The sequence below is a fragment of the Dactylosporangium sp. CS-047395 genome (assembly GCF_050942185.1).
Lineage (GTDB): Bacteria > Actinomycetota > Actinomycetes > Mycobacteriales > Micromonosporaceae > Dactylosporangium.
On the sequence record NZ_CP192015.1, the window covers coordinates 7636511 to 7648912 of the forward strand.

The 12402-nt window shown below is 72.6% G+C and carries 12 protein-coding genes and 1 pseudogene; 4 read left to right on the forward strand and 9 right to left on the reverse strand.

The window, feature by feature from the left end; translation table 11 throughout:
• The first annotated feature begins 17 nt into the window (after positions 1 to 17).
• A complete protein-coding gene (locus ACQP00_RS35985) occupies positions 18 to 1052 on the forward strand; it encodes a hypothetical protein (RefSeq protein ID WP_433204475.1) in 1035 nt (344 codons plus the stop codon).
• Here ACQP00_RS35985 and ACQP00_RS35990 read toward each other — a convergent pair.
• The gene (locus ACQP00_RS35990; protein WP_433204478.1) at positions 1049 to 1399 is read right to left on the reverse strand and encodes a DUF1304 domain-containing protein; all 351 of its coding nucleotides are present in this window, start codon (positions 1397 to 1399) and stop codon (positions 1049 to 1051) included. The genes ACQP00_RS35985 and ACQP00_RS35990 overlap by 4 nt on opposite strands.
• Positions 1400 to 1423: 24 nt before the next feature.
• Between ACQP00_RS35990 and ACQP00_RS35995 the strand changes: the two genes are divergently transcribed.
• The gene (locus tag ACQP00_RS35995) at positions 1424 to 2281 is read left to right on the forward strand and encodes an aminoglycoside phosphotransferase family protein (protein WP_433204481.1); all 858 of its coding nucleotides are present in this window, start codon (positions 1424 to 1426) and stop codon (positions 2279 to 2281) included.
• Positions 2282 to 2285: 4 nt separating this feature from the next.
• On the opposite strand, the gene ACQP00_RS36000 is transcribed toward ACQP00_RS35995, so the two are convergent.
• From ACQP00_RS36000 to ACQP00_RS36010, 3 genes are all read right to left on the reverse strand, one after another.
• Entirely contained in the window at positions 2286 to 2489 is a 204-nt protein-coding gene (locus tag ACQP00_RS36000; protein ID WP_433204484.1) for a hypothetical protein, read from the reverse strand.
• Positions 2490 to 2539: 50 nt separating this feature from the next.
• Complete coding sequence (locus ACQP00_RS36005; protein WP_433204487.1) at positions 2540 to 4231, reverse strand: ABC transporter substrate-binding protein; 1692 nt, start codon at positions 4229 to 4231, stop codon at positions 2540 to 2542.
• A 260-nt stretch (positions 4232 to 4491) separates the two neighbouring features.
• Positions 4492 to 5001 (reverse strand): TetR/AcrR family transcriptional regulator, encoded by a 510-nt coding sequence (locus ACQP00_RS36010; RefSeq protein ID WP_433204490.1) that lies wholly within the window; start codon positions 4999 to 5001, stop codon positions 4492 to 4494.
• 314 nt (positions 5002 to 5315) lie between these two features.
• Here ACQP00_RS36010 and ACQP00_RS36015 point away from each other — a divergent pair, with 314 nt between their 5' ends.
• Positions 5316 to 6164: a Vgb family protein gene (locus ACQP00_RS36015; RefSeq protein ID WP_433204493.1), complete on the forward strand. Its 849-nt coding sequence runs from the start codon at positions 5316 to 5318 to the stop codon at positions 6162 to 6164.
• Between the two features lie 286 nt (positions 6165 to 6450).
• Here the strand turns inward: ACQP00_RS36015 and ACQP00_RS36020 are convergent.
• Positions 6451 to 7317, reverse strand: a pseudogene (locus tag ACQP00_RS36020) (phosphatase PAP2 family protein); the annotation flags it as partial.
• An 88-nt stretch (positions 7318 to 7405) separates the two neighbouring features.
• Here ACQP00_RS36020 and ACQP00_RS36025 point away from each other — a divergent pair.
• Positions 7406 to 8590, forward strand: coding sequence for an MFS transporter (locus ACQP00_RS36025; protein WP_433204496.1), 1185 nt, complete (start codon positions 7406 to 7408; stop codon positions 8588 to 8590).
• On the opposite strand, the gene ACQP00_RS36030 is transcribed toward ACQP00_RS36025, so the two are convergent.
• From ACQP00_RS36030 to ACQP00_RS36045, 4 genes are all read right to left on the reverse strand, one after another.
• Positions 8564 to 9736, reverse strand: a complete 1173-nt coding sequence (locus tag ACQP00_RS36030; RefSeq protein WP_433204499.1) for an EAL and HDOD domain-containing protein — start codon at positions 9734 to 9736, stop codon at positions 8564 to 8566. The genes ACQP00_RS36025 and ACQP00_RS36030 overlap by 27 nt on opposite strands.
• Positions 9737 to 9786: 50 nt before the next feature.
• Positions 9787 to 11013 carry an EAL and HDOD domain-containing protein gene (locus ACQP00_RS36035; RefSeq protein WP_433204502.1) on the reverse strand — a complete coding sequence of 409 codons (1227 nt, stop codon included), beginning with the start codon at positions 11011 to 11013 and terminating at the stop codon, positions 9787 to 9789.
• An 80-nt stretch (positions 11014 to 11093) separates the two neighbouring features.
• Positions 11094 to 11801 carry a GNAT family N-acetyltransferase gene (locus ACQP00_RS36040; protein WP_433204505.1) on the reverse strand — a complete coding sequence of 236 codons (708 nt, stop codon included), beginning with the start codon at positions 11799 to 11801 and terminating at the stop codon, positions 11094 to 11096.
• 9 nt (positions 11802 to 11810) lie between these two features.
• Positions 11811 to 12389: a hypothetical protein gene (locus ACQP00_RS36045; protein ID WP_433204508.1), complete on the reverse strand. Its 579-nt coding sequence runs from the start codon at positions 12387 to 12389 to the stop codon at positions 11811 to 11813.
• Positions 12390 to 12402: the final 13 nt, after the last annotated feature.

Sequence of the window (12402 nt, forward strand, 5' to 3'; positions counted from 1 at the left end):
TTGCTAGGTTGGCCGGGATGAAGAAGGCCCGCCCGCTGATCGCGCTCGCCGTGGCCCTGGCCGCGGGCGGCGTCCTGCTCGTCTCGGTCGAGCACAGGCCACCGGCCCCGGCCCCCGCTCCGGCCGCCGCGTCGATGGCGAAGAACCCGTCCTCGATCAGCGCGAAGCTCCCCGACGGGGCCGACTACACGCCCCTGTTCTTCGCCACCGCCCAGGTTTCCGCCGGTACCGCCCCCACGCCCGACAACACCGCCGACCGCCTCATGCTGCGCTCCCCGGCAGGCGACGTCGAGCTGCGCAGGCTGGACAAGGGCCGCTACGCGCAGTTCCTCGGCTTCACCGCCGCCGACGGCATCCTGTACTGGGCGGAGTCCTCGGCGCTCGCCGACGGCGCCTACGAGACGCGGCTGTGGCGCGCCCCGCTGGACGGCTCGGCCGCGCCCACCTCGCTGACCGCGGACACTGGCGCGGCGGTGTTCTTCGACTCGGAGTACGACCTCGTCATCGCCGACGGCAGGGTCCACTGGGTGGCTGCCGCGCCCGACGACGACAACCGCACCGAGCTGCGCAGCGTGGCCGTGACCGGCGGCCCGGTGACGAACGTGCCGTTCACCGGCCGGTTCCGGCACACCACCTGGCCGTGGCTGGTCTCGGTGGACGACGCCGCGCCGCTGACCCTGGCCGATCCGCTGACCGGCGAGCGGCGCGTGGTCACCAAGGCCGCCGCCGAGTCGGTGGTGTGCACGCCGGTCTGGTGCCGCTCGATGGTGACGGCGGCCGGCGACCGCTTCCTGTTCGACGCCCGCCACCCCGACGGCACCGACCGCCGCCGCATCCCGGGGGACCTGGTCGCGATCACGGTCGACACGGCGATCGCGGGCCGCTACGAGATCTTCACGACGTACCGCGACGACCGGACCGCCCTCGTCGCCTACGACCTGCAGACCGCGCAGCTGCTCACGCTGACCGCGACCACCGGCGTCTCAGCCACCCGCGCCGGCGTCGTCTGGTGGCAGGACGGCACCACGTGGAAGTCGGTCGACCTGCGCTAGGCGAGCAGGACGGCGGCGAGCGCGAGCGCGCCCGGCAGCGCCTGCACGAGCAGGATGCGCCGGCTCGCGGTGGCGGCGCCGTAGATGCCGGCCACGATCACGCAGATCAGGAAGAACACCTTGAACGCGAGGCTGTCCGCGACCAGCCCGTAGACCAGCCCGGCGACCAGGAAGCCGTTGTACAGCCCCTGATTCGCCGCGAGCGCCTTGCTGGCCACGGCGAACTCCTCGGTGGTGCCGAACGCCGCCCGCGTGCGCGGCGCGGTCCACAGGAACATCTCCAGCACCAGGAAGTACAGGTGCAGCAGCGCCACGATCCCGACGAGCACATCAGCGACGATCTCCACGGCGGTGAGCGTACCCTCGCACAGGTGACGCTCGTTGCCTGGCTCGACGAGCGCCTCGCCGCGGCCGGCCGGCGCCGCACGGGCGAGCTGACCGTGCCGCGGGTCCGCCCGTGGGGCACCGTGATGCGCGCCGAGACCGATGCGGGCACGGTCTGGCTCAAGCTGCCGGGGCCCACGACGGCCTTCGAGATTTCGTTGTACCCGCTGCTGCACCACCTCGCACCGCAGCACGTGCTCGCCCCGATCGCGGCCGACCCCGCGCTCGGCCGGCTGCTGCTGCCCGACGGCGGCCCGACCCTGCGCGACCGGCCCGGGGAGTTCGCGCGGGCCCTGCCCCGCTATGCCGAGCTGCAGCGCGCCCTGGCCCCGGCGGCGGACGAGCTGGCGGCCGCCGGGGTGACCGACATGCGGCCGGCGCGGCTGCCCCGGCTTCTCGAGGAACAGACGATCGCTCTGGTACCGCCGGTGCGCCGGGCCTGGTTCGCCGAGATCGCCGCCGCGCTGGCCGAGTCGAAGGTGCCAGCCAGCATCGACCACGCCGACCTGCACCCGGGCAACGTGTTCGCGGACGGGTACCGCTGCTACGACTGGGGCGACAGCGTGCTGGGGCACCCGTTCGGCTCCATGCTGGTCGCCCTGCGCGATGACGTGGACGACCGGGCCCGCGACGCGTACCTGGAGGTCTTCACCGACCTCGCCCCGCGGGCCGAGCTGCTGACCGACCTGCGGCACGCCCGGATCGCGGGCAACCTGATCCGGGCGTTGACGTGGCACCGGGCGCTCGCGCCCGACCCCGGTTACGGGCGGGGAACGGCGATCGGGGACGGACCGGCGGTACACCTGCGGCAGTTGTCGTCAGACGCACCGTGGGTCTGTCCGTGATCGCTCACCGCTCCTCGTCGACCTGCGTGTTCTCGGTGTCCTCGTCGTGGTCGTGGGAGTGGCCGGTGAGACCGTCGACGATCGCGTCCACGGGCTGGCCGATGTAGTCGAACGCCGGGACGGCGATCTCCTCGGCCTCGTCGCGGATGGTGTCGATGTCCACGGCGTCGTCGACCCGCGGGACCCCGTTGCGTCCGGTTGCTGGCATACCAGTCGCTTTTCCGCGTGCGGTGCCGGTCAAACCTGTCAAGCGGGCCGTCAGGAGGAAACGCCGAGGGCCGTCGCGTCCCAGGCGCCGTAGAACTGGTTCACGAACACGTTCGTCAGGCGCGGGTTGCGGTAGTTGAGCACCTGGTCGTACACGAGCGGAAGCATCGAGGCGTTGTCCATCACCTCGGCGTTGACCTGCTGCCAGATCCCGGCCGCGCGGACCGGGTCGGTCACCTCGCGGGCGCTGTCGAGCTGCTGGTTGATCAGCGGGTCGTCGAGCTCGGCGTAGTTGTTGTTGCCGCTCGGCAGGATCTGGCGGCCGTCGATCAGCGTGGGATAGAAGCCGTAGCCGGTCGGGAAGTCCGCGGACCAGGCCGAGAGCATGATGCCGTACCCCTTGCTGTGGACGTTGTCCGGGCTGCCGACGACGGATCGGGCGTACAGCGAGGGGTCCGACGACTCGATCCGCGCGGTGATGCCGACCTGGCCGAGCGCGGCCTGCACGGCCTCCGCGGTCTTCAGCGACCGGGGGCTGTTGGTGGTGGCGATGACGGTCGAGAAGCCGTCCGGCCTGCCGCACTGCGCGAGCTCGTTCTTGGCCTTGTCGACCTGCGGCTTGCCGGATTTCGTCTGGTACGGGTCCAGGCCCTCGTCGTACCCCGCGATCCCGGGCGGCAGCATGCCCCCGGCGATCTGCCCGCCGCCGCGCGCGGTCTGCACCGCGCCCTTGTCCACGGCGTACTGCACCGCGCGCCGGCAGTGCACGTCGTCGAACGGCGCGACCTTGGTGCTCATCGCGGCGTACTGCACGAACCCGGTCGTCGGCTGGTCGGAGTGCGCCTTGAGCGTGGGGTCGAGCAGCACCTTGGCCTGGCTGGCGGACTGCACACCGCCCTGCCCCGCGTCGGCGTCGAGCGTGCCGTCGAACAGCTGCTGGTCGATCTCGGTCGGCTCGGTGCCGATGGTCATCTCGATCCGGTCCGGCAGCGCCTTGCGCACCGGGTCAGTCGACGCGTCCCAGGCGTCGTTGCGCACCCAGACGACCTTCTTGCCGGCGTCGATGGTCTCGAACTTGTACGGCCCCGACGCGACGGGCCTGTCGCCGTACCGCTCCCCCGTGTCCCGGTCCTGCGGCACCGGCGCGGCGACCCCCATCGCCAGCAGATACGGGAAGTCGGCGAACGGCTCGGCCAGCTTGAACACGATCGTCCTGTCGTCCGGCGTGGTGATCGACCGCAGATCCTCGCCTTTCTGGTACGGCCCGGCGTAGTGCTGCCCCTGATCGAGCTGGTCGATCAGGTAGGTGGGGCCGCCGGAGAGCACGTCCTGGGCGAAGAGCCGTTCGATGCCGTACTTCACGTCCTGCGCCCTGATCGCCGCGCCGCCCTCGAACTTGATCCCGTCGCGGAGCTTGAAGGTGTACGTCAGCCCGTCGCTGGAGATGGTCGGCTGGTCCTCGGCGAGGTCAGGGACCAGCGCGGTGGTGCCGGGCTCGGCTTTCGGCGTGAGCAGGGTGCGCACGTAGAGGCGCTGCAGGTTGTACACCGCGTTGATGTACGACCTGGTGGGGTCCCACGAGTCGACATCGTTGGCGGACGCGAGCTCGAGCGTGCCGCCGGGCGTGTCGGAGGGGTTGACGACGGCGGTGAGGCCGGCGTTGAACCCCGACGCTGCGGTGCCCTCCCCCGTGTCGTCGTTCTTGCCGGCGCAGGCACCGAGCACGAGGACGAGAGCCACCATTCCGACACGCAATGTACGCCGCATGTTACTTAGGGTAGTTTTCGCTGCTCCCTGATGTGGGCCGGTCCGCGGGTCTCGTTGTTGTTCGGGTTGCTTGCGGCGTTTGGCGGGTTTGCCGGGTTCGTTGACACCTGGATGACACCGCCGCTTTGCCAAACTCAGAGGCGAGTCAGGGAAGTCGCCACCGTTCAGTGGTCCAGAGTGCCGGCTCGGAACGCGGAACTCACGCGGCGCCAGGTTTCAATTCGGGGTATGGCGTTTCAGCGAACGTGGTCGGCGGCGAGGTCGGCCCAACGATCGGGATCGGAGGGATGCCGGAGGAGAAGCTCTTCGAAGTAGACGGGCGCGGTGGCGGCAACGAGCAGCTCACGGTGATCGACGGGTGCGGCCAGGTCACCCCGGTCGAGCGCGCGCGTGACGATCGGCGCGCAGCGCTCGAAGCGGTCGAGCCAGAAGACCCGCAGCGCATCGGCGGCCGCCGGCGAGCGGAACGACGCGGCGATGAGCGCGGTCGTGATCGGCGACCCACCGGTGAGCGCGGCATGCACCTCGCGGTTGACGGCCCGCAGGTCACCACGCAACGTCCCGGTGTCGGGCGGCTGCCAGTCGTCGGTGGCGGCCGCGGCGAGCACGTCGGCAAGGAGGCCCCCGACGTCGGCCCATCGCCTGTACACGGTCGCGCGGTGCACCCCCGACCGCTCCGCGACCGCGTCCACGGTGACCGCGTCGTAGCCGGACTCGACGAGCAGGTCGGCGACAGCGGCCAGCACCCGGCGGCGCACCTCGGCACTGCGCCCACCCGGTCGCCGCCTCGCTGTGCCCGCCGCCGTGTCCGCCGCTGTGTCCGCCGCTGTGTCCGCCGCCGTGGCCGTGTCCGCCGCCGTGGCCGTGTCCGCCGCCGTGGCCGTGTCCGCCGCCGCCGCCGTGTCCGTCGTGGGTGCGTCCGTCGTGGGCGCGTTGGCACCGCGCGTTCCCGCTTGGGCATGGTCGTGTGGCGGGGTGGCGTCGGTTGCGGGGGTCGGGGCGTCCATGCCAGGATCATATCGCGACGGTTGTCGCGTTAACGATCGGGCAGGGAGGCGACATGCAGGCGTTTGCGGTCGGTGGGGACAAGAGCGGGCCGTACGGGATCGTGGTGGGGCCGGACGGGAACCTCTGGTGCGCGCTCGTCCACTCCGGGCAGATCGCGCGGCTCACCCCGGACGGAGACGTGACGCTGTTCGACCTCGACAATCCCGGAGCCGGGCCGTCCGTGATCGTGGCCGGGCCGGACGGGGCGCTCTGGTTCAGCCGGTTCCAGGACGGGCATATCGGGCGGATCACCGTCGACGGGGAGATCTCCGCCTTCCCGATCGCTTCGCCCTACGGGCTTGCGGTGCAGGGCGGGTACCTCTGGACCACCGAGCTCAACGCCGACCGGGTCTGGCGGGTCGCGCTCGACGGGACCGCCACCGCGTACGAGATCCCCGTGGCCGGTGGGATGCCCTCCATGCTGGCCGCCGGGGAGGGTGGGGCGCTCTGGTGCACGCTCAACCAGGGCAACGCCATCGCCCGGGTCGATACCGGCGTCGTTTACCCCCTGCCTACGACGGGAGGGGCGCCTGTCGGGATCTGTGCCGGCGACGACGGAGCGGCCTGGTTCGTCGAGATCGGGGCGGGGCAGATCGGGCGGATCGGCGCCGACGGGAAGATCGAGGAGTTTCCGCTCCCCGATCGGCAGGCCCGGCCGCATGCCATCGTGGCCGATCCCGCCGGGGGGTGCTGGTTCACCGAGTGGGCCGGGAACCGGGTCGGGCACATCAGTGGGGACGGCGGGACGATCGAGACGTACGAGCTGCCGACGCCCCGGTCCGAGCCGCATGGGCTGGCCGTCACCGCCGATGGGAACGTCTGGGTCGCGCTCGAGATCGGGCAGGTCGTGCGGCTCAGGTGAGGCGCTGCGTGGGCTGATCCCCCGGCGAAGACACCGGCGACGACGACGATCCCGGCAACCGCACCGTGACGTCCTCCGCGTGACCCGGCAACGGCTCAGTCACCTCGTCATCAGCAGCAAGCCCACCACCCGGAGTGAGACGCTGCGGCACCGTGTCCGCCTCGGCGTCGGACCAAGGCTGCCGGGTCATGGCCGAGGCCGAAGCCGGTCGAGCATCCGGCCAACGAACCGGAGCCTCGGCAACAGCCAGATCAGGCCCGTCGCCGTCAGGGAGGTCCGGCACCCACTGCGGCACCACCCGGTGCGCCGTAGCCAGCACCCCGGCGATCACCAGACCCGCGGTGCCGGCGATGCCGAGCGCGCCCCCCGCGTACGCGACGAACAGGCGCCGCCGGCTGAGGTCGTCCACCGCGCGGGCGATCACGTCGTCCGTCAGGCGCAGCGCGATCAGGGCGCCGACCAGCAGGCCGATCCCGATCAGGGCGAGAAACACCGTCGTGTACACGTTCGCCGTGCCGTAGGTCACGCCACCGTGGCGGCGTTGGAAGATGACGATGAACAGGCTCGCCGCCGCGGCCCAGGCGCCCACCACCAGCAGGGCCGCCACCGCGTCGCTCGGGCGGTGCCAGCCCGCCGAGAGGGTGGCCACGCCGACCAGGGAGGCGATCACGGCGCCGGCCAGCGCGACCGGGCCGCGGGTTTTCGGCGGTACCACGAGAATCAGCGCCACCACGACCGAGGCGGCGACGGTCGTGTGTCCGCTCGGGAGGCTGTTGCCGGCGGCCACGCGGTCCACGTCGACGCCGAGGTGGGGGCGGTAGATGAGGGCCTTGAAGACCTGGGTGGTCGCGTTCGCGCCGCCGATGAGCAGCACCGCGCCGATCGCGAGGGCCAGCTTGCGGCGGGCCAGGGCGATGAAGCCGATCGCGACGGTGGCGACGGCCACGGACAGTACCGAAATGGTGCTGAGCGTGTCGTGCACGAGGCCCCAGACGTGGGTCTGGCCGATGCTGTTGCCGGTCAGCGCCACGTAGTCCAGGCGCTGGCCGTGCTCGCTGTGCACGAAGAACCGCCAGACCGCCACGAAACCGGCCGCCTGCGCGGCGCCCGCGAGCAGGAGCCACGCGGCGAGTCCGACAGGCCACCGACGCATGGCCAGCAAGATAGTCCAATCCCGCCAGTTTTGCGCCTCTGGCGATATTTCTTGCCCCGGCGGCACAGGATGCGATCAGCTCCACGGCATGCGTTCCACCCCGTACTGGCCCGTCCTGAGCCATCCCGTGCTGCGCCGGGTCCTGCCGGGCATCGCGATCTCCGCGCTCGGGGACGGCATGTCGCTGGTGGCGATCAGCTGGCTGGCCCTGGAGCTGGCGCCGGACGGCAGCCGCGGCAGCTGGGTGGCGGCGGCGGTGGTGGCCTACTCGCTGCCCGCCGCGCTCGGTGGGGCGCTGTTCGGGCGGTTCCTGCGCCACCGGCCCGGCGCGCAGCTGGCCGGGTGGAACGCGATCCTGCGCGCGAGCGGTCTGGCCGCGATCGTCCTGGTGCACTCGCTCAACAGCCTGACCCCCATGGTGTACGTCCTGTTGCTCGCCCTCTCCTCGCTCCTCGCGGCCTGGGGCTCGGCCGGGCGGTACACGCTGATCGCCGAGACCCTCCCGCCCGAGCACCATCTGGCCGCCAACGGCCTGCTCGGCGTCCTCGGCGAGGCGGCCACGATCGCCGGGCCGCCCCTGGCCGGGCTGCTCATCGGCTGGAGCGGCCCCACCGTCGTGCTCGCGATCGACGCGGCCAGCTTCGCCGTGCTCGCGCTGACCTACCGCTGGGCGATCGACAAGGACGCGCAGCGACCGGAGCCCACGACCGCGCCGAAGGCGAAGACCCTCAACGGCCTGCTGCTCGTCTCGTTCGTGTTCTTCCTGGTGTTCGGGCCGTTCTACGTCGCCCTGCCGCTGCACGTCGCCGACGACCTGCGCGCCTCGGCGACCCTGCTCGGCCTGTACTACACCGCGTTCGGCATCGGCGCGGTCGTCGGCGGGCTGGCCACCGCGTACCTGCGCCGCCTGCCGCAGTGGCCGGCGACGATCGGGATCATCCTGGCGTTCGGGCTGGCCGTCCTGCCGCTCGGCCTCGGGGCGCCTGCGGCGGTGTCGCTGCCGATGTTCGGGCTGGCCGGGCTGTGCTGGGCACCGTACGTACCGATGGCGATGGCACTGTTTCAGCGGACGACCCCGGCCGATCGGCTGCCGCAGGTCCTGGCGACGTTCGGGTCGATCACGGTCATCGCGGTGCCGCTGGGCACCGCCGCCGGAGGTCCCCTGGTCACCGCCCTCGGCGCCGAGCACACGCTGCTGCTCAGCGCGATCGCCATGGTCACGCTCGGGCTCGTGGCGGCGGCCGGGCTACTGCAGCGACGGCTCCGACAGTGAGCCGTTGGTCCAGCTGAGCGCGGCCAGGAGGTCGCCGTGCAGGTCGGCCGGGCCGCCGCGCTGGTAGGTGCGCACGTCGCGCAGCACGTCGCCGAGGTCGCCGGTGCCGTGCACGACCGCCTCCGCGACCTCGGGGGTGAGCGGCAGCTGGTCGGTCAGGGTGCCGACCGGGCCGCCCAGCAGGTCGCCGATGGCCGAGAGCAGGCCGACCGTGAAGGCCGTCGGGCCCGCCCCGGCGCCCCGGCGCTCGGCCACCGTCTGGCACATCCGCGCCCGCACGACCGCGTCGGTCAGCACCGACTCGTCGCCGTCGGCGAGGTCGGCGACCATCATGAGCGTGGCCCACTGGCGGACCTGGGGGACTCCCAGCAGTACGACCGCCTGGAAAATCGACGAGACGGGCTGCTTGAGGCCGTGCGAGGCGGCGTTCACCCCGCGCAGGATGCGCACCGCCAGGGCCGGGTCGCGCTCGATGGTCGCCACCGCGCGGTCCAGGTCGACGTCCTCGGCGGCCAGCTCGGTCAGCAGCCGCACCCGGGCCAGCCGGGTCGGGTTGAGGGCCTGGGTGGTGACCAGGTGCGGGCGGCTCAGCGCGTGGCCCTGGAACAGCTGGAAGTCGTGCCGGACGGCCAGGTCGAGCAGCTCCGGGGTCTCGATGCGCTGGGCGATCAGGCGGATGCGCGGGATGCGCCGGCACTGGTCGATCAGGCCGCGGATCCGCTGCCGGTCCCCGGCCAGCATGTCGATCTTCACGTAGTGCACGTGCGGCAGCAGGCGGGCGCCGGCCGGGTCGCCGGTGTACCCGTCGATCGCGAGCCGGTGGCCGGACTCGGTGAGGGCGGCCGCGGCGGCGACCAGCTCGTCGTCGATGTCGACCTCGGGCAGGATCTCCAGGCCGACGGCGCCCGGCTCGAACGGCAGCGGCAGCTCGCCGACCAGGAACTCGCGGGTCAGGTTGATGAAGCAGCGCTTGTCGCCGACGAGCTCCTCGATGCCGAAGGCGGTGAACGCCTCGACGATCACCTGGCTGGTCGCGGCGCTGTCGCGGGCCGCGGCCTCCATCGCGTGCGGGCTGTCGCGGAACAGCAGCTCGTAGGCGGCGACGTGGCCCTGGGCGTCGTACAGCGCCTGCCGGCCGATGTGCACTGGGCGTAGGGTGCTGTCCACATCCCTCTATCGGCCGGTGCGACCGGGATTCAAGCGGTGGGACGGGCGCGGGGGGCGATGATCTGCCCGGTGTACGCCACCGCGTCCAGATAGGCCCGCGCCGTGTCCTCCACCGGCAGCGGCGCCGCCAGCAGCATCGGCAGGTCGGACGCCTCGTACGCGGCGACCAGCGACAGCAGCTCGCCCAGCGGCCCAGTGCCCGCGATCAGCGCCTCGGTCACGTCGTGGCTGAGCGACAGGCGCACGGCCAGGTCGGCGGCGGGCTGGCCGAGCAGCTCGGCGACGGCGGAGATCAGCCCGACGGTGAACGCGGCCTCGGGCGGCAGGTCCATCCGCCCGGCGATGTTCTGGCACATCCGGGCCCGGGTCACCGCGGCCGACAGCTGGTGCGTGCCGGGGTCGTCGGTGCCGTCAGTGCCGTCAGCGCCGTCGAAGTCGCTGACGAGCATGAGGGTGGCCCAGTCGCGCAGCCGGTCGACGCCGAGCAGCAGCACCGCCTCGTGCACCGAGGACACCTTGACCGGCAGACCGAGCGCGTCGGCGTTCGCGGCCGCCATGAGCCGCAGGGACAGGGCCGGGTCGCTGGTCACCAGGCCGACGACCCGGGCGAGCGGGATGCTCGGGCCGACGAGCAGGCTCAACAGCTCGACCCGGGCCAGCCGGGACGGCGAGAGGGCAGCGGCGCTGACGACCTGCGGGCGGCCCAGGACGTAGCCCTGGAAGTAGTCGAACCCGAGCGCCCGGGCCAGGTCGAGCTGCTCCGGGGTCTCCAGCCGTTCGGCGACGAGCTTCACGCCGGCGTACTTGCGGCAGCGCTCCACGGTCGCCGCGAGGTCCTCGGCCGGCGTCTCCAGCACGTCGATCTTCACGTACGCGGCGAGCTCCAGCAGCGGCTCGTGGCCGAGGCCGAAGACGTAGTCGTCCAGCGCGATGCGGTACCCGAGCCGGACCAGGTTCGCGACCGCGTCCACCACCTCGTCGTCGATCTCGACGGTCTCCAGGATCTCCAGGACCACCTGCTCGGCGTCGAACGGCAGCGGCAGGTCGCCGACGAGGAACTCCCGGGTCAGGTTCACGAAGCACAGCCCGCGCCCGCACAGCGGCTCGATGCCGATCTCGGTGAACGCGGTGATGAGGACCCGGCTCGTGGCGTAGGCGCCGCGCTCGTCGGCCTCGATCGCCCCCGCGTCGCCGCGGAAGAGCAGCTCGTACCCGTGCACGTCGCCGTGCCGGGAGAAGATCGGCTGTCGGCCCACGTGCACGGCACCGGAACGGGGGAACATACCGCACTCATCGACCCGTCCGGCGCCGATCTGCGGATTTTCGCGCCGCCCCGTTATGCGTTCCCGGCCAGCGCGTGGATCTTCCAGCCGAGGTCCGGGAAGCCCGACGCGACCGCCACATGGGCGCTCGCGGTGTTCGCCGGGTCGTGCAGATATATCGGTACCGCCTGAGCCGCCACGATCCGCCGCGCCGCCTTCGTCACGAGGCGCCGCGCGAGTCCCCGGCCGCGGGCGCGCTCCTCGGTGCCGACCGAGATCTCCACGCCGGTCGGATCGTGCGGCTTCAGCCCGACGCCGGCCAGGTACGCCCCGGTGCCCGGCTCCCGCGCGATGAGCACCTCGCCCGGGAACGGCCGCAGCCACTCGGGGATGCCGGGCCCGTCGGACGGCTCCCACTCCCCCGCGTCGGCCATCGCCAGCGGCGCCTCGCTCCACCGGAACACGCCGGTGAAGAAGACCTGCTCGGGCCGCCCGACCAGGGCCGGCAGCCGCGCGCCGAGCACCGTGTCCAGCTCGCCCGGCGCGGTGGCCGCCACGAGCCCGGCGACCGCGTCGACGCTGCCGGGCGGCACGGACAGCACGCCGTTGCCGGCCGCGTCGGTCACGCCGAGGGCGCGCTGCTCGCCGCCGTCCCAGCGGGGCTGCTCCCGCCGCGGGCTGCCGACGACGGTCAGGCCGGTCGGGGCGGTCGGGGCGGTCGGGGCGGTCGGGGCGGTCGAAGGCCAGCTGCCCAGCCAGGCCCGCAGGAATCGATCAAGCACTCGGGAATCCTACGGTTGCGCGCGGTACTGCGCGCTCAGCGCATCGGCCACCCGCTTGGTCCAGTCGGCCGGGCCGTCGACGGTCCAGTTCTCGCCGAGGGCCATGAACAGCGGGCCGGGGTTGCCGGCCTCGGCGGACCACTGCGCTTCGACGTCGCTGTGCGCCGGGTAGACACCGACCCCGACGACCTGCCCGCCGGCCGTGCAGCGGCCCCGCTCGGTGGCCTTGCCCGGGGCCGACACGGCCTCGTAGCCGGAGCAGGGCAGGCCGCGCCGCTCCAGGTAGTCCACGAGCGCGTGCGGCGAGCTGAACGTCTGCGGCGCGTCGGCGGCCTGGGCCGGCTCGTGGCCGATGCGGGTGACGAGCACGGCGAGGACCACGCCGGCGACGAGGACGCCGGCGGCCAGGACGGCGACCCAGGCGGTCGGGATCCGGTGGATCGGGTGCTGCTTGGGCGGGGGCGGCGGCAGCGGCAGGGTGGCGTCGCTGGGTGTGTCGGCTCCGACCTGCCGCACTGCCAGGGCCGCCGCGATGCGTTCCGGCGTCGGCAGGGGCTGGGTGTCGTGGTCGAGGGACTGCTCGGTCACGCGTGCAAATTAC

Excerpts from the sequence above, each read along its gene's own strand:
- ACQP00_RS36005 (WP_433204487.1), bottom strand. The coding sequence starts at position 4,231 with ATGGTGGCTCTCGTCCTCGTGCTCGGTGCCTGCGCCGGCAAGAACGAC.
- ACQP00_RS36000 (WP_433204484.1), bottom strand. The coding sequence starts at position 2,489 with ATGCCAGCAACCGGACGCAACGGGGTCCCGCGGGTCGACGACGCCGTG.
- ACQP00_RS36025 (WP_433204496.1), top strand. The coding sequence starts at position 7,406 with ATGCGTTCCACCCCGTACTGGCCCGTCCTGAGCCATCCCGTGCTGCGC.
- ACQP00_RS36015 (WP_433204493.1), top strand. The coding sequence starts at position 5,316 with ATGCAGGCGTTTGCGGTCGGTGGGGACAAGAGCGGGCCGTACGGGATC.
- ACQP00_RS35985 (WP_433204475.1), top strand. The coding sequence starts at position 18 with ATGAAGAAGGCCCGCCCGCTGATCGCGCTCGCCGTGGCCCTGGCCGCG.